Below are 20,966 nucleotides of genomic sequence, written 5' to 3'. Positions count from 1 at the left end.
GTGTACGCCACTGAACCTGTGGGAGCGAGCCTGCTCGCGATGGGATCGACTCGATCTTACGTACGGTACTCGGCGTTGATCTTCACGTATTCGTGGGACAGGTCGGTAGTCCAGATGGTTTCGCTGCAATCGCCACGACCCAACTCGATACGGATGGTGATTTCTTCCTGCTGCATCACCGCCGAGCCCTGGGCTTCGGTGTAGGTCGCCGCGCGCGCGCCACGGCTGGCAATGCACACGTCGCCGAGGAACACGTCGATCTTGCTCACGTCCAGGTTCGGCACACCGGCACGGCCTACGGCCGCCAGAATACGGCCCCAGTTCGGGTCGGAAGCGAACAGCGCGGTCTTGATCAGCGGCGAGTGGGCCACGGTGTAACCGACGTCCAGGCATTCCTGGTGATTGCCGCCGCCGTTGACTTCAACGGTGACGAATTTGGTCGCGCCTTCACCGTCACGAACGATGGCCTGGGCCACGTCCATGCACACTTCGAACACCGCTTGCTTGAGCTTGGCGAACAGTTCGCCTTCGGCACGGGTGATTTCCGGCAGTGCCGCCTGACCGGTGGCGATCAGCATGCAGCAGTCGTTGGTCGAGGTGTCGCCGTCGATGGTGATGCGGTTGAACGACTTGTTGGCGCCGTCCAGCATCAGGTTTTGCAGCACGTCGCGGGAGACTTTGGCATCGGTGGCGATGTAGCCGAGCATGGTCGCCATATTCGGGCGAATCATGCCGGCGCCTTTGCTGATACCGGTAACGGTGATGGTCACACCATCGTGCTGGAACTGACGGCTGGCACCTTTTGGCAGGGTGTCGGTGGTCATGATGCCGGTGGCGGCAGCTTCCCAGTTGTGGATCGACAGGTCGTCGAGGGCCGCTTGCAGCGCGCCTTCGATTTTCTCGACCGGTAGCGGCTCGCCGATCACACCGGTGGAATACGGCAGCACTTGGCTGGCATCGACACCGGTCAGTTCCGCCAGCTTGGCGCAGGTGCGCTCGGCGGCGGCCAGCCCCGGTTCGCCGGTGCCGGCATTGGCATTGCCGGTGTTGGTCAGCAGGTAACGCACAGGGCCTTGCACGCGTTGCTTGGCCAGGATCACCGGTGCAGCGCAAAAGGCGTTCAGAGTGAACACGCCGGCAACCGTGGAGCCTTCAACACAGCGCATGACCACAACATCCTTGCGCCCCGGGCGCTTGATACCGGCCGAGGCGATACCGAGTTCAAAACCGGCAACCGGGTGCAACGTTGGCAAAGGACCAAGACCAACAGCCATGAATGCGCTCCTTTATAGATGATGTCAGCACCGTTTCAGCAGAACGGTGGTTCGAATGGTAAAACGCCGCGACGGCAGAAGCCGGTCGCGGCGCGGGTATTTCAGCGTTTGAAACGGGTTTTACTGGATCTGCCCGTGGCAATGCTTGAACTTCTTGCCCGAACCGCAATAGCACAGCTCGTTGCGACCCAGCTTCTGCTCGTTGCGAACCGGCGCGGCAGCGAGGGCAACATCGACCTCTTCGCCCAACACTTCCGGCTGCTCCAGACCTGGGGCTTCTTCATGCAGGAACTGCATGCGAGCGGCCAGTGCCTCGGCTTCCTGACGCAGACGCTGCTCTTCTTCGATCGGGTCTTCGCGGCGAACCTGAACGTGGGACAGCACACGGATCGAGTCGCGCTTGATCGAATCCAGCAACTCGGAGAACAGGGTGAACGACTCGCGCTTGTATTCCTGCTTCGGGTTCTTCTGGGCATAACCACGCAAGTGGATACCGTGACGCAGGTGGTCCATGGTCGACAAGTGGTCTTTCCACAGGTCGTCCAGCACGCGCAGAACGATTTGCTTCTCGAAGGTGCGCAGCGCTTCGGCGCCCGCCTGGTCTTCTTTCTCGTTGTAAGCGGCGATGAGTTCCTGCATCAGTTTTTCGCGCAGGGTTTCTTCGTACAGGTGATCGTCTTCGTCGAGCCACTGCTGGATCGGTAGCGCTACGCCGAAATCGCTCTGCAGTGCAGCTTCCAGACCGGCCACGTCCCACTGCTCAGGCAGCGATTGCGGAGGAATGTGCGCGCTGACGGTGGCGTTGAGCACGTCCTGACGGAAGTCGGCGATGGTCTCACCGATGTTGTCGGCGGCCAGCAACGTGTTACGCATGTGATAGATCACTTTACGCTGTTCGTTGTTGACGTCGTCGAACTCGAGCAGTTGTTTACGAATGTCGAAGTTGCGGCCTTCAACCTTGCGCTGGGCCTTTTCGATGGCGTTGGTCACCATGCGGTGCTCGATCGCTTCGCCAGGCTGCATGCCCAGGGCCTTCATGAAGTTCTTCACCCGATCAGAGGCGAAGATGCGCATCAGGCTGTCTTCCAGCGACAGGTAGAAACGGCTGGAACCGGCGTCGCCCTGACGACCGGCACGACCACGCAGCTGGTTGTCGATACGGCGCGATTCGTGACGCTCGGAGGCAATCACCTGCAAACCGCCCGATTCGAGCACTTGCTGGTGACGTTTCTGCCAGTCGGCCTTGATCTGGGCAATCTGCTCAGGGGTCGGGTTTTCCAGGGAAGCCACTTCCACTTCCCAGTTACCGCCCAACAGGATGTCGGTACCACGACCGGCCATGTTGGTGGCGATGGTCAGTGCGCCCGGGCGACCGGCCTGGGCAATGATCTCGGCTTCCTTTTCGTGGAACTTGGCGTTCAGGACCTTGTGTTCGATGCCTTCCTTCACGAGCAGGCTGGACATGTGCTCGGAGGTTTCGATGGTGGCGGTACCGACCAGAACCGGACGGCCTGCAGCCATGCTTTCCTTGATGTCGGCCACGATTGCCGCGTATTTCTCGTCGGCGGTCAGGAACACCAGGTCGTTGTAGTCTTTACGAGCCAGCGGCTTGTTCGGTGGAATCACCATGACCTGCAGGCCATAGATCTGGTGGAACTCGAACGCTTCGGTGTCAGCCGTACCGGTCATGCCGGACAGTTTGTTGTACAGACGGAAGTAGTTCTGGAAGGTGGTCGACGCCAGCGTCTGGCTTTCGGCCTGGATGTTCAGGTTTTCCTTGGCTTCGATGGCCTGGTGCAGGCCTTCGGACAAACGGCGGCCCGGCATGGTACGACCGGTGTGCTCGTCGACCAGTACGACCTGACCGTCCTGCACGATGTACTCGATATTGCGGTGGAACAGTTTGTGCGCACGCAGGCCGGCGTAAACGTGAGTCAGCAGGCTCAGGTTATGCGCCGAGTACAGGCTCTCGCCTTCAGCCAGCAGGCCGATGCGGGTCAGCGTTTCTTCGACGAACTGGTGACCGGCTTCGTTGAGTTCGACCTGGCGGGTCTTCTCGTCAACGGTGTAGTGGCCGGCCTTGGTGACTTCGCCTTCCACTTCTTCGATGTGCAACTCAAGCGTCGGGATCAGCTTGTTGACCTCGATGTACAGCTTGGAGCTGTCTTCGGCCTGACCGGAGATGATCAGCGGCGTACGGGCTTCGTCGATGAGGATCGAGTCGACTTCGTCGATCACGGCAAAATTGAGTTCGCGCTGGAATTTTTCTTCCATGCTGAACGCCATGTTGTCGCGCAGGTAATCGAAACCGAATTCGTTGTTGGTGCCGTAGGTGATGTCGGCGGCGTAGGCAGCGCGCTTCTCTTCCGGCGGCTGGAAAGGCGTGACAACGCCGACAGTCATGCCGAGGAATTCATACAGCGGGCGCATCCAGTTGGCGTCGCGGCGGGCCAGGTAGTCGTTCACCGTCACAACGTGCACACCGTTGCCGGACAGCGCGTTGAGGTAAACGCCCAGTGTTGCCACCAGGGTCTTGCCTTCACCGGTACGCATTTCCGCGATCATGCCTTCATGCAAGGTCATGCCGCCGATCAGCTGGACATCGAAGTGGCGCATACCCATGACACGCTTGCCGGCTTCGCGGGCGACCGCAAAGGCTTCTGGCAGCAGTTTGTCGAGGGATTCCCCTTTGGCGATGCGGGCCTTGAACTCGCTTGTCTTGGCACGCAATTGATCGTCCGAAAGGGCCACCATTTGCTCTTCGAAGGCATTGACGAGTTGCACCGTCTTGAGCATGCGTTTGACTTCACGCTCGTTCTTGCTTCCAAAAAGTTTCTTTAACAAAGGCGCAAACATATCGGCAGGATCTTCCACACTAAAGGGATGGAGGGCGGCCCCGTGAGTCGCCCGTGCAGCCCTCATGGCCGCATGCGAACGAGCATTCTACCCGGAAACGATGGAGAGGAAAGTGGCGATATTCCACGATGCTGGCACAGCGCTTTGACGGGGCTCACTTAAAATAAGGGCGTTTTGCTCAACTTCAAGTCGTTCAAGACAGAAGTTAGTTGTTGATTTAATGGGTAAAGCACCCACAAAAGCAATGGGCGGGTGCATTCGGCGCTTTCTGCTACCATGGCGCCTCTGTTACTTCAGGTGTCTGATCATGGCATTTCGCCCACTTACGGCCAAAGTACCTGCCGTTCTACTACGCGAAGCCAAGCCGCTGAAGGCCATTCTTGGCCACGCTCAACGCCTGGGTCACCTGCAACGTTTGCTCGAAAGCCAATTGCAACCCGCCGCTCGCGAGCATTGCCACGTGGCTTCCTGGCGCGAAGGCAGTTTGTTGCTGATTGTCACCGACGGTCATTGGGCAACCCGCCTGCGCTACCAGCAGAAGCGCCTGCAACGGCAACTGCAGATGTTCGATGAGTTCGCCAATCTGACCCGGATCCTGTTCAAAGTTCAACCTCCGACCGTTCAGCAAGGTGCGGCCGGGCATACCATGGATTTGTCCAACGACGCGGCAGCGACCATTCAGGCCACGGCCGATGGCATCAGCGACCCGAATTTGCGGGCAGCGCTGGAGCGGTTGGCGGCGCACGCCAAAACCAAATCCTCATAGGCGCCCCCTGTGGGAGCGAGCCTGCTCGCGAAGGCGGCATAACATTCAACAATGATGTTGCCTGACACACCGATTCGCGAGCAGGCTCGCTCCCACAGTTAAATTGTGTCCACTCGCTACCGGCTTTTTTTGCTGCCTAGCAACGAGCCCATCAAGCCGCGCACCAACTGTCGCCCAAGCTGATTCGCCGCCTGTCGCATCGCTGATTTCAAGGCCTGACCCGCCGCGGTTCCAAGAAACTCTCCGGCCTGCTCGGTGAAACTCGGTTCCTGCTTGCCCTGCTCCGCTTCGGGCTCAGGTGCCAGCCCCTTGCGTCCCATCAGCACCTCATAGGCCGATTCACGGTCAATCGGCTTGTCATAACGCCCTTTCAACGGCGAACCGGCAATCAGCGCCGTGCGCTCGGCGTCGGTCAAAGGCCCGATCCGCGATTGCGGCGGTGCGACCAGCACCCGCTGGACCATTTCCGGCGTGCCTTTTTCCTGCAGGGTGCCGACCAGCGCCTCACCGATTCCGAGCTCGGTCAACACCGACAACGCATCGAACGCAGGATTCGGCCGGAAACCTTCGGCCACCGCGCGCAGTGACTTCTGCTCCTTGGCGGTGAACGCACGCAGACCGTGCTGGATGCGCAAACCCAACTGCGCCAGCACATCATCCGGCAGGTCACCCGGCGACTGGGTGACGAAATACACGCCCACGCCTTTCGAACGAATCAGCCTCACCACCTGTTCCAGACGATCTCGCAATGCCTGGGGCGTGCCGTTGAACAACAGGTGAGCCTCGTCGAAGAACAACGCCAGCAACGGTTTGTCGGCATCGCCGCGCTCCGGCAACTGCTCGAACAGCTCGGCCAGCAGCCACAGCAGGAACGTCGCGTAGACTTTCGGCGCTTCATGAACCAGACGGCTGGCATCCAGCAAATGAATGCGCCCACGGCCGTCCGCAGTGGGTTGGAGGATGTCTTCGAGTTGCAGCGCCGGCTCGCCGAACAGGGCTTCGGCGCCCTGTTGCTCCAGGGTCGCCAGTCGTCGCAGTAGCGCCTGGCTGGAGCCGGTAGTCATCAATGCCGCATCGTCGCCCAGCAACTGGGGGTTGTCCCGCAGGTGATTGAGCAGCGCCTTCAGGTCCTTGAGATCGAGCAACAACAGGCCTTCGCGGTCCGCCACTTTGAACGCGGCGTAGAGCGCCGACTGCTGACTGTCGGTCAGCTCCAGCAGACTGCCCAGCAGCAGCGGCCCCATTTCACTCAAGGTTGTGCGTAAAGGATGACCGGACTGACCGTGTACGTCCCACAACGTCACCGGATAAGCCTGAGGCTTGTGGTTGAGCCAGGGCATCCCGGCAATCCGTTCGGCGATCTTGCCCTGGGGGTTGCCCGCGGCACCAAGGCCGCACAGGTCACCCTTGATGTCGGCGGCGAACACCGCCACGCCGGCATCGCTGAAGGCTTCGGCCATTCGTTGCAAAGTCACGGTCTTGCCGGTGCCGGTCGCGCCCGCGATCAATCCGTGGCGGTTCGCCAGGCGCATGGCCTGGGCAATCGGCTGCCCTTCGAGATCGGCACCGATAACGAGTTGCAATGAGTCAGGCATTTGGTCACCCATGATTAATCTTTGGTCCTACACGGCCGATAGAGATAACGACAAAGCAGTCAGACACGATCTGGTCGGAAATTTCCCTAAGGAGAGTCGGAAAATTCACTTGCTTTCAACCTTGCCCGTTGCGCGCCCCTTTATAAAAGCACGCGCTGGACATTAAGACCTTAGCGGAACCTCAAGCCATGAACAAAAATCTGCGTTTCAGCCATAAAATCCTGCTTGCCGCCGCCCTCATTGTGATTGCCGCCTTCGCCTCCTTCACGCTCTACAACGACTATTTGCAGCGCAACGCCATCCGCAAAGACCTGGAAAATTATCTGCAGGAAATGGGCGGAGTTACCGCTAACAATATCCAGACCTGGTTGAACGGGCGCAGCCTGTTGATTGAAAACCTGTCACAAACTGTCGCGCTCAACCCCGATGCCGACAACGTTTCCAGCCTGCTTGTACAAAAAGCCGTGACCTCGACCTTCATGGGCGCCTACCTCGGCAGCAAGGATGGCTCTTTCATCATTCGCCCGGACAGCAAGATGCCCGATGGCTATGACCCGCGTGCACGCCCTTGGTACAAGAGCGCGCAAGGCAGCAGCGGTTCGGCATTAACTGAGCCTTATATCGATCTGGCCTCCGGCCAACTGGTGATTTCCATTGTCGACAGCGTTTTCAAGGACGGCCAGAACATCGGCGTGGTCGGTGGCGACCTGAGTTTGCAGGTGATCGCCGACAGCCTTGGCACACTGGATTTCAACGGCATCGGTTATGCCTTCCTGGTCAGCTCCGACGGTAAGATCCTGGTGCATCCCGACAAAGCGCTGGCGATGAAGACGCTCAAGGATGTCTACCCGCAAGACACGCCGGCCATCAGCAGTGCAATGAGCGAAATCCAGGTCGACGGCAAAACCCGCATCGTGACCTTCACCCCGATCAAAGGCTTGTCGTCGGTCAACTGGTACATCGGTCTGTCGGTCGACAAGGAAAAAGCCTATTCGATGCTCAGCGAATTCCGCACCTCGGCTGTCGTTGCGACCATCATTGCCGTGGCCATCATCATCGCCCTGCTCGGCATGCTGATTCGCATCCTGATCCAGCCGTTGCACGTCATGACCCGTGCCATGGCCGACATCGCCGACGGCGAAGGCGACCTGACCAAGCGTCTGACCATCCAGAACAATGACGAATTCGGCACCCTCGGCACCGCGTTCAACCGTTTCGTCGAGCGCATTCACGGCTCGATCCGCGAGGTGTCCTCGGCCACCGGGCAAGTCAACGAAGTGGCATTGCGCGTAGTGGCCGCTTCCAACTCGTCGATGTTCAACTCCGACCAGCAAGCCTCGCGCACCAGCAGTGTGGCCGCCGCAATCAACCAGCTCGGCGCCGCTGCCCAGGAAATTGCCCGTAATGCCGCTCAGGCGTCGAACCAGGCCAGCGATGCCCGCAACCTGGCCGAAGACGGCCAGCAAGTGGTGGACCGCAGCATCGCGGCGATGAATCAACTGTCGAGCATGCTTAGCGCATCGAGCTCCAACATCGAATCGCTGAACAGCAAAACGGTGAACATCGGGCAGATTCTCGAAGTGATCACCAGCATTTCCCAACAAACCAATTTGCTGGCACTCAACGCCGCTATTGAAGCCGCCCGCGCCGGTGAAGCCGGTCGCGGTTTTGCAGTGGTGGCGGACGAGGTGCGCAACCTGGCACACCGCACTCAGGAATCGGCGCAACAGGTACAAACCATGATCGAGGAGCTGCAAGTCGGCGCCCGGGAATCGGTCAGCACCATGAGCGACAGTCAGCGCCACAGCCAGGACAGCGTGGAAATCGCCAACCTCGCGGGCGAGCGCCTGAACAGTGTGACGCTGCGTATCAGTGAAATCGACGGCATGAACCAGTCAGTGGCTACTGCGACCGAAGAACAGACCGCCGTAGTGGAGTCGATCAACGTCGACATCACCGAGATCAACACACTGAACCAGGAAGGTGTGGAAAACCTGCAATCGACGTTGCGCGCGTGTTCGGACCTTGAGCAGCAGGCGGCGCGGTTGAAGCAGTTGGTAGGCAGTTTCCGTATCTAGCGCCTGAACTGACCCCATCGCGAGCAGGCTCGCCCCCACAGGGTTAAACGCTGACTTTGTGGGAGCGAGCCTGCTCGCGATAGCGGCCTGCCAAACACTACAAACCCCCGCTGACGCCCCCACCCGCACAACCCCCAACCGAACATCTATCCTTCATATAGGTCAACCAAAGGAGTACCGGGACCGGAGGATCGTTCATCGTGCATATCGCGGACATCACCATGTTCTACGCCCCTGCCAGCGGTGGCGTGCGCACTTATCTGGATGCGAAGCACCGTCGCCTGGGCATCAAGCCGGGCATTCGCCATAGTTTGCTGATCCCCGGATCGTCCTTGAGCGAGCAGGATGGCATCTTCACTGTTCCCGCCCCTGCCCTGCCCTTCGGCAAGGGCTATCGCTTTCCTCTGCGTCTGGCGCCCTGGCGCAATGTCCTGAAAGACTTGCAACCCGATCTGATCGAAGTCGGCGACCCCTATCTCACCGCCTGGGCGGCGCTGGATGCACGGCGGCAACTCGATGTACCGGTCATCGGCTTTTATCACTCGGACCTGCCGCTACTGGTCAGCAACCGCATGGGCCATTGGGTGACCAACAATGTCGAGGCCTATGTCAGCAAGCTCTATGGCAACTTCGACCGGGTCCTGGCGCCCAGTCGGATCATGGCCGACAAACTTACCGGACTTGGGGTCAGGAATGTCTTCGTGCAGCCGTTGGGCGTCGACCTGCAAACTTTCAATCCCGATGCCAGAGACCCCGGGCTGCGGGCCGAACTGGGCCTGGACGAAAACGCCCGCCTCTTGATCTTCGCCGGGCGCGGTTCCAAGGAAAAAAACCTGCCGGTGTTGCTCGACTGCATGAAACGCCTGGGCCGACGCTATCACCTGCTGCTGGTTGGCTCGTCGATGCCCACGGCCGTGCCGTCCAACGTGACAGTGATCGACGAATTCTGCCCGGCCGTACAAGTTGCCCGCCTGATGGCCAGCGCCGACGCATTGCTCCACGCTGGCGATCAGGAAACCTTCGGCCTGGTGTTACTCGAAGCCATGGCCAGCGGTATACCGGTGGTGGCCGTGGCGGCCGGGGCCTTCGAGGAAATCGTCACCAATGACTGTGGCGTGCTCTGCGCACCGAACAACCCCGCCGCAATGGCCACTGCCGTTCGAGAGCTGTTCGGTTCGGGCAGCGTAGCGCTGGGCCGACAAGCGCGATTACATGTCGAAAGGCATTACGCCTGGGATACGGTGGTCAACAGCCTGCTGCAGCACTATCACGCCGTGCTCGGCAGCCAATGGCCGCTGACAGCCAATGGTTGAGACCATGAACAGTCCCGCTTTACTTCTGGTACTGCACGACGTGGCACCACCCACCTGGGCCGATTACCAGCCGTTCGTCAAAGCCGTCGACGCCTTGGGTAGCGTGCCGATCACCTGGCTGGTGATCCCGGATTTGCACAAACACAACAATCTGGACGCCCATCCGCAATTTTGCCGCCAGCTCAGTGCCAGGGTCGCCTTGGGCGACGAACTGGCACTGCATGGCTATTTCCATTGCGACGACGGGCCGATGACCCGCAATCCTCGCGACTGGTTCATACGTCGGGTCTATACCCACGAAGGCGAGTTTTACTGTTTGTCGCAAGAAACCGCCCTCGCCCGCCTGCGTTCGGGTATCGAGATGTTCCACCGGCATGACTGGCCGCTGGAGGGGTTCGTCGCCCCGGCCTGGCTGATGAGCCAAGGCACTCGCCAGGCACTGCGCCAATTGCCGTTGAGTTACACCGGCGACTCGCGACATTTGTACCGGCTACCGGATTTCATCGCGATCGAGGCGCCGGGGCTGGTCTGGAGCGCGCGCAGTGCCTTGCGCCGGGGCGTATCGAAGCTCGTCAGCGACTGGCGGGAACAGCGCTGGCAGCACGCCCCGGTGATTCGCCTGGGCCTGCACCCGGTGGACATGCGCCATGAGTTCTCACGCCGATACTGGCTGCAAACCCTTGAGCGCCTGCTCGACAACGGACGAGTGCCAATGACCAAGGCCCACTGGCTGGCGCTGCAAAACGACCGTATGAGCCGTGCCGCATGACTCGCGGACTGCTGTTGCTCGTCGGTCGCTGCTGATGAGGTTGATGAAACTCAGGCAGGCTCAGGTTTGTCCTCGGGCTCTTGCTGCAACTGTTCCCACAATTGCGCGGCGTCAGGAAACTCAGTACCGGTTTCAGGCCCCATGTCATCCGGGTCGTAGCGGCTCAGGCAACCCTCGCCCAGCGTGGCGGGAGCCTTGGCGGTGGCTTTGTCCAGTGGATCGGCCATGGTCATGTCCTCGGTGCAGAAACGGCGAAGGGCCTGAAGCGATTGAACGCCCAGGCCCTTCGAATTTCAACTGTGCCGCAGGTCTGTCAGAAGACGACGGTCTTGTTGCCGTGCACCAGCACGCGGTCTTCCAGGTGATAACGCAAGCCACGGGCCAGCACCATTTTCTCGACATCACGGCCGAAACGCACCATGTCTTCGATGCTGTCGCTGTGGCTGACGCGCACCACGTCCTGCTCGATGATCGGGCCGGCATCCAGCTCTTCGGTCACATAGTGGCAAGTCGCGCCAATCAGCTTCACGCCACGCAGGGAGGCCTGGTGGTACGGCTTGGCACCGACGAACGACGGCAGGAAGCTGTGGTGAATGTTGATGACCTTGTGCGCGTATTCGCTGCACAACTCGGGCGGCAGGATCTGCATGTAGCGGGCAAGCACCACCACTTCGGCGTCGTGCTGTTTGACCAGGCGCGAAACCTCGGAGAAGGCTGGCTGCTTGTCCTGCGGATTGACCGGGACGTGGTAGTACGGAATACCGTGCCACTCCACCATGCTGCGCAAGTCATCATGGTTGGAAATCACACAGGAAATTTCGCAGTCCAGTTCATCGCTGTGCCAGCGGTGCAGCAAGTCGGCCAGGCAGTGCGACTCGCGGCTGGCCATCAGGACCACGCGCTTCTTTTGCTCGGTATCGGTGATGCGCCAGTCCATCGAGAACTCTTCAGCGATCGGGGCAAAGGCTTCACGAAACGCTTCGATACCAAATGGTAGGGAGTCGGCACGGATTTCGTGACGCATGAAGAACCAGCCACTGAGATTATCCGAGTGATGGCTCGCTTCAGTGATCCAGCCGTTGTGTGATGCCAGAAAGTTACTGACTTTGGCAACGATGCCAACACGGTCCGGGCAAGAAATCACCAGACGAAAAGTGCGCATGAGGGGGAAACTCCAGAACTTCGCAAAGGCCGTCATTCTAGCGATTGCGCAGCAAAACTGCAGTATTGTTGACGCTTCACCCTGCCGGAAGGTCAGGGCGGCAGGGCGGACACCAGCAGTGCCTGCTTGCACAGATGCTCTTGCGCTACCGGCCAATTGTTAATTTATGTATATCTGACAGACCGGGACCACACTAATAACTGCACTACCAATGCGCGCCAAAACCCCGGCCATTAAATTAAATAAACTTGCCTTAAATGTTTACTTGATGAAACACCGTGACTATTATTGCCGCACTGTCACCTGCCATCCAGCGTACAACATAAGGTAGTCACCATGTCCTTGATCAACGAATATCGCGCCACCGAAGAAGCTATCAAAGAGCTGCAAGCCCGTTTGAAGAACCTGTCCCAAGACGACAAACTGCAAACCGAGCTGGAATTCGAAGGCAAACTGCGCACCCTGATGGGCGAATACTCCAAGTCCCTGCGTGACATCATCGCGCTGCTGGATCCAGAATCCAAAACCAAGGCACCACGCGGCGGTGCAGTGAAAACTACCGGCACCAAGCGTGCTCGCAAAGTTAAACAATACAAAAACCCGCACAACGGTGAAGTCATCGAAACCAAAGGTGGCAACCACAAGACTCTGAAAGAGTGGAAAGCCAAGTGGGGCGGTGACGTGGTGGAAGGCTGGGCTACCCTGCTGGGCTAAGCCTCAGAGCTTGTCGCAGATGGATCCGTGACAAAAAATAACGCCAGCAAATGCTGGCGTTTTTTTTATGCGCGGCATTTAAGCCCTGGCATGTTCGATTTCAAAGACGCAAACGCTGGCGCAGTCCCTGGACATAATCCTGCCACTCACTGAGCACCCCCTGCTGAAACGCAGTAGCACTAACGCTCAATTGGGCCGCGGCTTCTACAAAACTTTCAAGGGTATTGGGTGCACCCCATTCAGGGTCTGACAAACGTTTCTGACAGAATATTCGCCAGCGTTCTTGCTCTTCGGAACTCAACGTGTCGGGAAAGTTGCGTGCGCGATATCGAAACAGCAATTCAGGCAAACGTTCGTCATCGAAAGGCCACTGTTCTTGTGCCAATTGCATCGGGTCAACGGTCCTGACTTGTTCACACAATCGCCGATCCCGATCACCGATAAAGCCATCGTATAACTGCTGCTCAGGATCCTCGCTCCGGGAAAAGTCTTCGCGGGCATAAATCGCCAGGATTTTATCCTGCCAAACTTTCCGAGCGTCTTTGAGCTGCGACACCCTCTGCTGATACAGCGCCATATCCAGCCCCAGACGCTGCTGATCTTCCTGGCGAAGTACCGACAACGGTGCCACTACCGGGCACTTGTTGATGTGAATCAGCTTCAACGGTACCGGCAACTCGCCTTCGGCCAGTTCGTCGCGGCGGGTATACAAGCGCTGGCGCAAACTTTCGGCATCCAGGTCGAGCAGGCCCTGGGGATCGAGGTGCAGGTCACAGACAATCAGGGCGTTCTTGTTGCGTGGATGCCAGGCCAGCGGCAACACCACCCCCACATAGTTGCGCGCGGCTGAGAAACGCCCCGAAACATGTACCAACGGTTGCAGCAGGCGAATCTGGTCCATGACTTTCTGTTTGCTGCGCAGTTGAAACAGCCAGTCGTACAACTTCGGTTGTTTTTCCCGTATCAGGCGCGCCAGGGCGATCGTTGCGCGAACGTCCGACAGCGCTTCGTGGGCATTGCCATGATCGATGCCATTGGCAGCGGTCAGGCGTTCGAGCTTGAGCGTGACCCGCCCCTCGTCATCGGTCGGCCAGACCAGGCCATCGGGGCGCAAGGCATAGGCGGCGCGCACCACATCGATCAGGTCCCAGCGGCTGTTGCCGCCCTGCCACTCCCGCGCATAGGGGTCGAAAAAGTTTCGGTACAGGCTGTAGCGGGTCATCTCGTCATCGAAACGCAAGGTGTTATACCCCGCGCCACAGGTACCGGGCGCCGCGAGTTGGGCATGCACCCGGGTCATGAAATCGGCTTCGCTCAAGCCTAGCGCCTGCAGTTGCCCGGGGGTGATCCCTGTGATCGTGCAGGCAGCCGGATGCGGCAGGATGTCATCACTGGGCTGGCAGTAAAGATTGACCGGCTCGTCGATTTCATTGAGATCGAAGTCAGTGCGCAGGCCGGCCATTTGCAACGGACGATCGCAACGGGGGTTGATGCCAGTGGTTTCGTAGTCGTACCAGAAGATGGAGGTCACGGGCGATTCCTGAACTGAAGATCGGCAAAGTCTAGGCGTTCACCTCCCGCCCCGGCCAGTAGTCTTGTCATTCAAGCACCTTGCGCGACTCACCATGCAATACATAGTTATGTCGTTTCCCCCCGCATAGGCTGCTAGCATCGAATGGATACACAATCCCGATCCAGGCCACATCGTCAGGTTGCCCATGCTCGAGACCACAGCACTGCCAGGGAATGCACCGCTGTCACCGCCGCTGGATACGCGGTACCAGGTCGAAACGCCGGAGGGCGTCGATCTGCCACTGCGCCCGGCCGGGTTGATGGTCCGTGCGCTGGCATTCTCCATCGATCTTGGTTTACGCGGCCTGGTCCTGGGCGTGCTGTTCATTGTGCTGGCGATGCTCGGCAAACTGGGAGCCGGGCTCGGCTCGATCCTGCTTTTCGTGGTGAGCTGGTGGTACATGGTGCTGTTCGAGGTGCTGAACCACGGCCGCTCGCCGGGCAAGCAATGGATGGGCTTGCGGGTGGTGCACGACGATGGCACTCCGGTCGGCTGGTCCGCGTCACTGCTGCGCAACCTGCTGCGCGTTGTCGACCTGCTGCCTTTCGGTTACTTCCTAGGGGCCATCAGTTGCCTGCAACATCCACACTTCAAGCGCCTCGGCGATATCGCCGCCGGGACCCTGGTGATCTACCGCGAACGACCGCACACCCGCCCCCAGCTCCCTGAAGCCCGGCCCCGCCGCCCGGCCTTTGTCCTGACACTCACCGAGCAACGGGCCATCCTCGGGTTTGCCGAGCGCCAAGGTGAACTCTCCGAAGCGCGGGTCAATGAACTGGCTTCCATTCTCGCCCAACCCTTGCAAGTCCAGCCCCCGCAGGCGGTGACCGAGATCAACGGCATCGCCCGCGGCTTGTTGGGGCCGACATGAAGCAAAGCCTTTTTGAAAGCCGGCACAAGGCCGAATGGGACCATTTCGCCCACCTGCTCGAACAGTTGGAGCGGGACGCCAAGGCCACCGACGCCGGCAGTTTCCCGAAGGACTACCGACGCCTTTGCCAACATCTGGCACTGGCACAGGAGCGTGGCTACAGCAGTTTTCTGATCGACACCTTGCAGCAACAAGTGCTGCGCGGACACCAACAGCTTTACCGTCATCGCAGCCGTTTGGGGGCCAATGTGCTGGCGTTCATCCTGGCTGACTTTCCACGACTGGTGCGCGAACAGTGGCGTTTTGTCCTCGCCGCCAGCCTGATGTTCTTTGGCAGCCTGGCCGGTTTCGCGCTGCTGGTTTACCTGTACCCGGAGCTGATCTACAACCTGATCCCCGCCGAGCAGGTCAGCGAGATGCAAAGCATGTACGACCCCGTTGCCGGTCACCTCGGACGCACGGCGGAACGAGCCGCCAGTGAGGACTGGGCGATGTTCGGCTACTACATCATGCACAACATCGGCATTGCCTTTCAGACCTTCGCCAGCGGTTTGCTGTTTGGATTGGGCACTGTGTTTTTCCTGATTTTCAACGGCCTGATGATCGGGGCGGTGGTCGGGCACCTGACCTACGTCGGCTACGGGCAAACCTTTTGGTCATTCGTGATCGGCCATGGCGCTTTCGAACTCAGCGCCATCGCCCTGGCCGGAGCCGCCGGTCTGAAGCTGGGCTGGGCCTTGGTCGCCCCGGGGCGCCTGCCACGGGCCGAGGCCTTGCGATTGGCGGCGCGCAAGAGCGTACTGCTGATTTGCGGGGTCATGCTGTTTCTGTTGATTGCGGCGTTTATCGAAGCCTATTGGTCGTCAATGACCGGCCCTTCGCACCAGACCAAATATCTGGTCGGCGCTGCGCTCTGGCTGCTGGTGGTGGTTTATCTCGTGTTCGCCGGACGTCGCCGCCATGCGCCTGAGTGACGCCACGGTGGTGATTCGCCCGCGTTCGACCTGGGAAGCCATGGACCTCGGAGTGCTCCTGAGCCAACGCCATCGACGTTTGTTGATGACCAGTTGGGCCTTGGTCACCTTGCCGGTTTTCGCGCTGCTCAGTTGGATCCTCTGGGATTCGCCTTCACTCGCCGTGTTCATTTTCTGGTGGCTGAAGCCGGCGTTCGAACGCCTGCCCTTATACATCCTGTCCCAGGCCATGTTCGGTGAAACGCCCACGCTCAAGCAGGCGCTGCACCAATGGCCACGCCTGCTCAAACCACAATTACTGGCCAGCCTGACCTGGCGACGCCTGAGTTTGCCCCGCAGTTTCCTGATGCCAGTGGTGCAACTCGAAGGACTCAACGGGCAGCAACGGCAACAGCGCCTACAGGTGCTGTTGCAGCGAGAAGCCGGCGCCGCACGCTGGCTGACGATCATCGGCGCACACCTGGAAGGCACGTTGTGGATCGGCTTGATGGTGTTGTTCTATCTGCTGCTGCCACAACAGGTCGCGCTCGACTGGAGCTGGCAGTCGCTGATCTCGGCGGCCACCCAGGACTGGCGTTGGCTGGAACACCTGACCAACGCCTTTTATGCACTGGTGCTGGTGGTCTGGGAACCGATCTATGTCGCCTGCGGTTTCAGTCTTTACCTGAACCGGCGCACCGTACTGGAGGCCTGGGATATCGAACTGGTGTTCCGCCGAATGCGCCAACGCCTCGTCAGTGCAGGCGCAGTTTTGTTGATGGCCGCGATTATGCTAGTGCCGACCACCCACAGCGCGTGGGCCGCCGAACCGGCCATTTCACCCGACAGCCCGCGCCTACTGAGCCAACCCCTGACCAGCCAGGCCTCCAGGGACAGCATCAAGTCGATCCTTGACCAGCCGCCCTTCAAGAACCGGGAAACGGTGACACGCTACCGCTTTGGCGAAGAGCAACCGAGTGCTGAAGCCGTGGACGATGGCAAGACGCCGCAATGGTTGAAGGCCCTGCTGAAACTGTTTGAGGGGCAAGGCTTCGGGGCATTGGCGACCCTGATTGAAATCGTGCTGTGGGGCATCGTCATTGGCGCCATCGGCCTGTTGATCTGGCGCTATCGCGACTGGTTGCAGGCGTTCGTCAGCCGCCGACCGATCCCCGTCAACAAAGCCACGGGACCGTTACCGCAGCAGGCGTTCGGCCTGGATCTCAAGCCCGAGTCCCTGCCCGCCGACATCGCCGCCCACGCCGAAAGCCTCTGGCAGGCCCACCCGCGCGAAGCGCTCGGCTTGCTTTATCGCGCCCTGCTCAGCCGTCTGTTGCACGACTTCAACATCGCGCTCAAGTCCGCCGACACCGAGGGCCAGGTGCTTCAGCGTGTCGAGCTACTGCAGCAGCCGGCCTTGCTGGCCTATAGCCAAAACCTGACCGGGCACTGGCAAAACATGGCCTACGGGCATCGCCTGCCGCCCGCTCAGGTGCAGCAGGAACTGTGTAACGGTTGGCGTGTTCTGTTCGGCCCGGAGGCTGTCCGTTGAGTCGGCGCTGGGGCTCGATAGCCGGTGCGTTGGTTGCCGTGTTGCTGGCTGCTCTGTGCGTTTCTCTGTACCTCAAGGCGACCCCCTACCAGACCGAAATCGACCACGGCCCCTCCCCCGAAGCCAATGCCAACCCTTATCTGGCGGCGGAGTTGTTCCTGCACAAGCAGGGCCTGAACGTCGGCCACGCCGACGGCCTCGATATCCTGCCCAGCCTCGACCCGCGTCAACACAGCCTGCTGTTGCTCGGGGAACGCGGCAACATGACCCCACGGCAGATCGACCAGCTGATGAACTGGACTCGGGCCGGCGGGCGGCTTCTGTTCGTCGCCGAGTCGCTGTGGGATGAAAAACTCGGCCATAGCAATGACCTGCTGCTCGACCGGGTGGAACTGCACCAGTCCCTGAGCAAAGACCTCAAGGACCCACCGCCGGGTGTCGGTGAAGATCCGTACCCGCTACTGACCAAGCTCTATCTGGAGGACGAGGACGCCCCGGCCTATGCCGGTTTCGATACCGCGTTCCATCTCGAAGACCCGAAAAACCTCGCCCTGGCCTGGGCCAACAGCGCCAGGGCCACCCACATGATGCAACTCGACCACGGGCTCGGTTCGATCATCGTGGTCACCGATGCCGACCTGTGGAAAACCCCGGCCATCGACCGATACGACAACGCCTGGCTACTCTGGTACCTGACCGCCGACACCCGCGTGACCCTGATATTCAACATCGGTCACGACAGCCTGCTGACCTTGTTGCTGCGTTACTTCCCCCAAGCGCTGGTCGCGCTATTCGCCTTGATCGGCCTGGGTTTCTGGCACTTTGGCGTGCGTCAGGGGCCACTGCTGGAACCGGCGCCGAAAGCGCGCCGGCAATTGCAGGAGCACCTGCGTGCCAGTGCCGACTTCCTGTTGCGCCGCAACGGTCAGGCCGGCCTGCTGCAAGCCTTGCAGCAAGACATCCTGCGGCGCGTGCGGCGCCGCCATCCCGGTTTTGAACAACTCGGCGTTGCCGAACAATGGCTGGTGCTCGCGCGCCTGACCGGCCAACCCACACGCGCCATCAGCCAGGCCATGAGCCCGCGACCGAAACAACGGCTTTCCAGCGTTGAATTCAGCCGTCAGGTCGCCCACCTGCAATCCTTGAGGAACGCCCTATGAGTCAACCGATCGAGCCCGACGCACCGAGCCACGCAGCTCAACAGCGTCAGCGTGCCGGCCATCTGGCCCAGGCCGTACGCAAGGAACTGCAAAAAGCAGTGATTGGCCAGGACAGCGTGATCGACGACGTCCTGACGGCACTGATCGCCGGCGGCCACGTGTTGCTCGAAGGCGTGCCGGGTTTGGGCAAGACCCTGTTGGTACGCGCCCTCGCCCGCTGCTTCGGCGGTGAGTTCGCGCGCATCCAGTTCACCCCTGACCTGATGCCCAGCGACGTCACCGGGCATGCCGTGTATGACTTGCAGACCGAGAAATTCAAACTGCGCAAGGGGCCATTGTTCACCAACCTGCTGCTGGCGGACGAGATCAATCGTGCTCCGGCGAAAACCCAGGCCGCGCTGCTCGAAGCCATGCAGGAACGGCAAGTCACCCTCGAAGGCCAGCCATTGCCGATTGCGCAACCGTTCATGGTGCTCGCCACGCAAAACCCGATCGAACAGGAAGGCACGTACCCCTTGCCGGAGGCTGAACTGGACCGTTTCATGCTCAAGGTGCGCATGGATTACCCCGACGCCGGGCAAGAGCTGGACATGGTGCGTCAGGTCAGCCGATCGACCCGGGCCGACATGCTTGATGTCCAGCCGATGCGTACGTTGCTCCAGGCCAAGGATGTACTGGCCCTGCAACGCATCGCCAGCGACCTGGCCCTGGACGATCAGGTGCTCGATTACGCCGTGCGCTTGGCCCGTTCCACCCGCAACTGGCCCGGTTTGATCCTCGGTGCCGGCCCACGCGCATCCATCGCATTGGTGCGATGTGCCCGGGCCCGTGCGCTGTTGCGAGGCGGTGAGTTCGTCATTCCGGATGACATCAAGGGTTGCGCCCTGGCTGTGCTGCGCCATCGCGTGCGCATTGCGCCGGAGCTGGACATCGAGGGCCTGGATGTCGATCAGGTGCTCCAGCAGATGCTCGACCAAGTGCCGGCACCGCGCCTGTGAAACCCTCGCGCCTGATGCTCGCCTGGCTGTTGATCCTGCTGGCCTGCACCATTGTGTCGGGCACTTTGCGAGCATTGGAGTTCGCGGTTCCGGCAAATCTCATGGCAATCAATTGGGGGTTGCTCCTGGCGCTGCTGGCCCTGGCCATCCTCGATGCCATTCGCCTCAAGCGCCTGCTTTCGCCCCGACTGAAACGCCAGATACCCGGCAGCCTGGCGCTAGGTCGATGGAGCGAGGTGCAACTGACGGTCGAACACGACTTTGCGCAACCGCTGAAGGTACAAGTCTTCGACCACGTACCGCCGGGCCTGGGCTTCGAAAACCTGCCCCTGACAGTCGAGCTGCAACCCGGCCAGCACAGCCTGGCCGGTTATCGCCTGCGACCGCTCAAACGCGGTCACTTCAGCTTCGAACGCTGCGAAATCGACCTGCCAAGCCCCTTGGGGCTCTGGTCGGACAGACGCTTGCTCGACCTGCCCGACGCCACCCGCGTCTACCCCGACTTCGCCCGTCTCTATGAAGGGCAATTGCTGGCTGTGGATAACTGGCTCAGCCAGCTTGGCGTACGCCAGAAACAACGCCGGGGCCTGGGCCTGGAATTCCATCAATTGCGCGAGTTTCGCGAGGGCGACAGCCTGCGCCAGATCGACTGGAAAGCCACCGCCCGCCAGCGGATGCCAATTGCCCGGGAGTATCAGGACGAACGCGATCAGCAGATCATTTTCATGCTCGACTGCGGCCGGCACATGCGCAGCCAGGATGATGAACTGTCACACTTCGATCACGCTCTCAACGCCTGTCTGTTGCTCAGCTACGTCGCTCTACGTCAGGGCGACGCGGTGGGGGTGAGTACCTTTGCCAGCGAACAGCCGCGCTACCTCGCGCCGGTAAAAGGCACCAGCCATCTCAACACCCTGCTCAATACCGTTTATGACTTGGACAGCACCCAACGCAGCGCCGACTATCAAGCCGCGGCCACGCAACTGCTGGCACGGCAAAAACGCCGGGCTCTGGTGGTGCTGGTGACCAACCTGCGCGAAGAGGACGACGATGAACTGCTTCCGGCCGTCCACCGCTTGAGCCGGCAGCATCAGGTGCTGGTCGCGAGCCTACGCGAAGACGTGCTTGATACCCTGCGTCAGTCACCGGTGCAGACCTTGCCCGAAGCGCTGGCCTATTGCGGGACCGTGGACTACCTGAATGCTCGCGCCGAGCTCCATGAGCGCTTGAACGCTCATGGAGTGTTGGTGATGGATGCACGACCCGGTGAGTTGGGGGCAGAACTGGTGACCCGGTATCTGGGTTGGAAAAGAACCGGACTCTGAGCCTGGG

17 protein-coding genes and 1 pseudogene are annotated in these 20,966 nt (G+C 60.3%); 12 read left to right on the top strand and 6 right to left on the bottom strand.

The window, feature by feature from the left end; all coding sequences use genetic code 11:
• Positions 1 to 56: 56 nt before the first annotated feature.
• Complete coding sequence (argJ, locus tag VC35_RS20210; RefSeq protein ID WP_046042195.1) at positions 57 to 1,274, bottom strand: bifunctional glutamate N-acetyltransferase/amino-acid acetyltransferase ArgJ; 1,218 nt, start codon at positions 1,272 to 1,274, stop codon at positions 57 to 59.
• Positions 1,275 to 1,394: 120 nt separating this feature from the next.
• Positions 1,395 to 4,130 (bottom strand): preprotein translocase subunit SecA, encoded by a 2,736-nt coding sequence (gene secA, locus VC35_RS20205; protein WP_046042194.1) that lies wholly within the window; start codon positions 4,128 to 4,130, stop codon positions 1,395 to 1,397.
• A gap of 307 nt (positions 4,131 to 4,437) precedes the next feature.
• Here secA and VC35_RS20200 point away from each other — a divergent pair, with 307 nt between their 5' ends.
• A complete protein-coding gene (locus tag VC35_RS20200) occupies positions 4,438 to 4,896 on the top strand; it encodes a DUF721 domain-containing protein (RefSeq protein ID WP_046042193.1) in 459 nt (152 codons plus the stop codon).
• A 116-nt stretch (positions 4,897 to 5,012) separates the two neighbouring features.
• Here the strand turns inward: VC35_RS20200 and VC35_RS20195 are convergent, their stop codons facing one another.
• On the bottom strand, positions 5,013 to 6,491 hold the full coding sequence (locus VC35_RS20195; protein WP_046042369.1) for a helicase HerA-like domain-containing protein: 1,479 nt from the start codon (positions 6,489 to 6,491) through the stop codon (positions 5,013 to 5,015).
• A gap of 188 nt (positions 6,492 to 6,679) precedes the next feature.
• Here VC35_RS20195 and VC35_RS30450 point away from each other — a divergent pair.
• The 4 genes and pseudogenes from VC35_RS30450 to VC35_RS20180 form a co-directional block, all read left to right on the top strand.
• A pseudogene (locus VC35_RS30450) lies at positions 6,680 to 7,711 on the top strand (HAMP domain-containing protein); the annotation flags it as partial.
• Positions 7,712 to 7,804: 93 nt separating this feature from the next.
• The gene (locus tag VC35_RS30445; RefSeq protein ID WP_472978134.1) at positions 7,805 to 8,569 is read left to right on the top strand and encodes a methyl-accepting chemotaxis protein; all 765 of its coding nucleotides are present in this window, start codon (positions 7,805 to 7,807) and stop codon (positions 8,567 to 8,569) included.
• 200 nt (positions 8,570 to 8,769) lie between these two features.
• The gene (locus tag VC35_RS20185; protein ID WP_046042190.1) at positions 8,770 to 9,882 is read left to right on the top strand and encodes an N-acetylglucosaminyl phosphatidylglycerol synthase; all 1,113 of its coding nucleotides are present in this window, start codon (positions 8,770 to 8,772) and stop codon (positions 9,880 to 9,882) included.
• Entirely contained in the window at positions 9,875 to 10,651 is a 777-nt protein-coding gene (locus VC35_RS20180; protein WP_046042189.1) for an N-acetylglucosaminyl phosphatidylglycerol deacetylase, read from the top strand. The genes VC35_RS20185 and VC35_RS20180 overlap by 8 nt, the downstream gene beginning before the upstream one ends.
• 50 nt (positions 10,652 to 10,701) lie before the next feature.
• On the opposite strand, the gene VC35_RS29580 is transcribed toward VC35_RS20180, so the two are convergent.
• Complete coding sequence (locus VC35_RS29580; protein ID WP_185754818.1) at positions 10,702 to 10,878, bottom strand: hypothetical protein; 177 nt, start codon at positions 10,876 to 10,878, stop codon at positions 10,702 to 10,704.
• Between the two features lie 86 nt (positions 10,879 to 10,964).
• On the bottom strand, positions 10,965 to 11,813 hold the full coding sequence (purU, locus tag VC35_RS20175) for a formyltetrahydrofolate deformylase (RefSeq protein WP_046042188.1): 849 nt from the start codon (positions 11,811 to 11,813) through the stop codon (positions 10,965 to 10,967).
• Between the two features lie 336 nt (positions 11,814 to 12,149).
• On the opposite strand from purU, the gene mvaT reads away from it, so the two are divergent.
• On the top strand, positions 12,150 to 12,527 hold the full coding sequence (mvaT, locus tag VC35_RS20170; protein WP_007933316.1) for a histone-like nucleoid-structuring protein MvaT: 378 nt from the start codon (positions 12,150 to 12,152) through the stop codon (positions 12,525 to 12,527).
• Positions 12,528 to 12,627: 100 nt separating this feature from the next.
• Here the strand turns inward: mvaT and sbcB are convergent, their stop codons facing one another.
• A complete protein-coding gene (sbcB, locus tag VC35_RS20165) occupies positions 12,628 to 14,058 on the bottom strand; it encodes an exodeoxyribonuclease I (RefSeq protein ID WP_046042186.1) in 1,431 nt (476 codons plus the stop codon).
• Between the two features lie 187 nt (positions 14,059 to 14,245).
• Between sbcB and VC35_RS20160 the strand changes: the two genes are divergently transcribed.
• Genes VC35_RS20160 through VC35_RS20135 form a run of 6 tightly spaced genes read left to right on the top strand, consistent with a single transcriptional unit; the run spans position 14,246 to position 20,959 of the window.
• On the top strand, positions 14,246 to 14,971 hold the full coding sequence (locus VC35_RS20160; RefSeq protein WP_046042185.1) for an RDD family protein: 726 nt from the start codon (positions 14,246 to 14,248) through the stop codon (positions 14,969 to 14,971).
• A complete protein-coding gene (locus VC35_RS20155) occupies positions 14,968 to 15,945 on the top strand; it encodes a stage II sporulation protein M (protein ID WP_046042183.1) in 978 nt (325 codons plus the stop codon). Before VC35_RS20160 ends, VC35_RS20155 begins: the two co-directional genes overlap by 4 nt.
• Positions 15,932 to 17,476, top strand: coding sequence for a DUF4129 domain-containing protein (locus VC35_RS20150; RefSeq protein ID WP_046042182.1), 1,545 nt, complete (start codon positions 15,932 to 15,934; stop codon positions 17,474 to 17,476). Before VC35_RS20155 ends, VC35_RS20150 begins: the two co-directional genes overlap by 14 nt.
• On the top strand, positions 17,473 to 18,636 hold the full coding sequence (locus VC35_RS20145; protein ID WP_046042181.1) for a DUF4350 domain-containing protein: 1,164 nt from the start codon (positions 17,473 to 17,475) through the stop codon (positions 18,634 to 18,636). Before VC35_RS20150 ends, VC35_RS20145 begins: the two co-directional genes overlap by 4 nt.
• Entirely contained in the window at positions 18,633 to 19,634 is a 1,002-nt protein-coding gene (locus VC35_RS20140) for an AAA family ATPase (protein ID WP_046042180.1), read from the top strand. Before VC35_RS20145 ends, VC35_RS20140 begins: the two co-directional genes overlap by 4 nt.
• Positions 19,631 to 20,959, top strand: a complete 1,329-nt coding sequence (locus tag VC35_RS20135) for a DUF58 domain-containing protein (RefSeq protein ID WP_046042179.1) — start codon at positions 19,631 to 19,633, stop codon at positions 20,957 to 20,959. Before VC35_RS20140 ends, VC35_RS20135 begins: the two co-directional genes overlap by 4 nt.
• Positions 20,960 to 20,966: the final 7 nt, after the last annotated feature.

The sequence above is a fragment of the Pseudomonas fluorescens genome (assembly GCF_000967965.1).
Taxonomy (GTDB): domain Bacteria; phylum Pseudomonadota; class Gammaproteobacteria; order Pseudomonadales; family Pseudomonadaceae; genus Aquipseudomonas; species Aquipseudomonas grandcourensis.
This window is presented reverse-complemented; position numbering and strand designations above follow the sequence as displayed.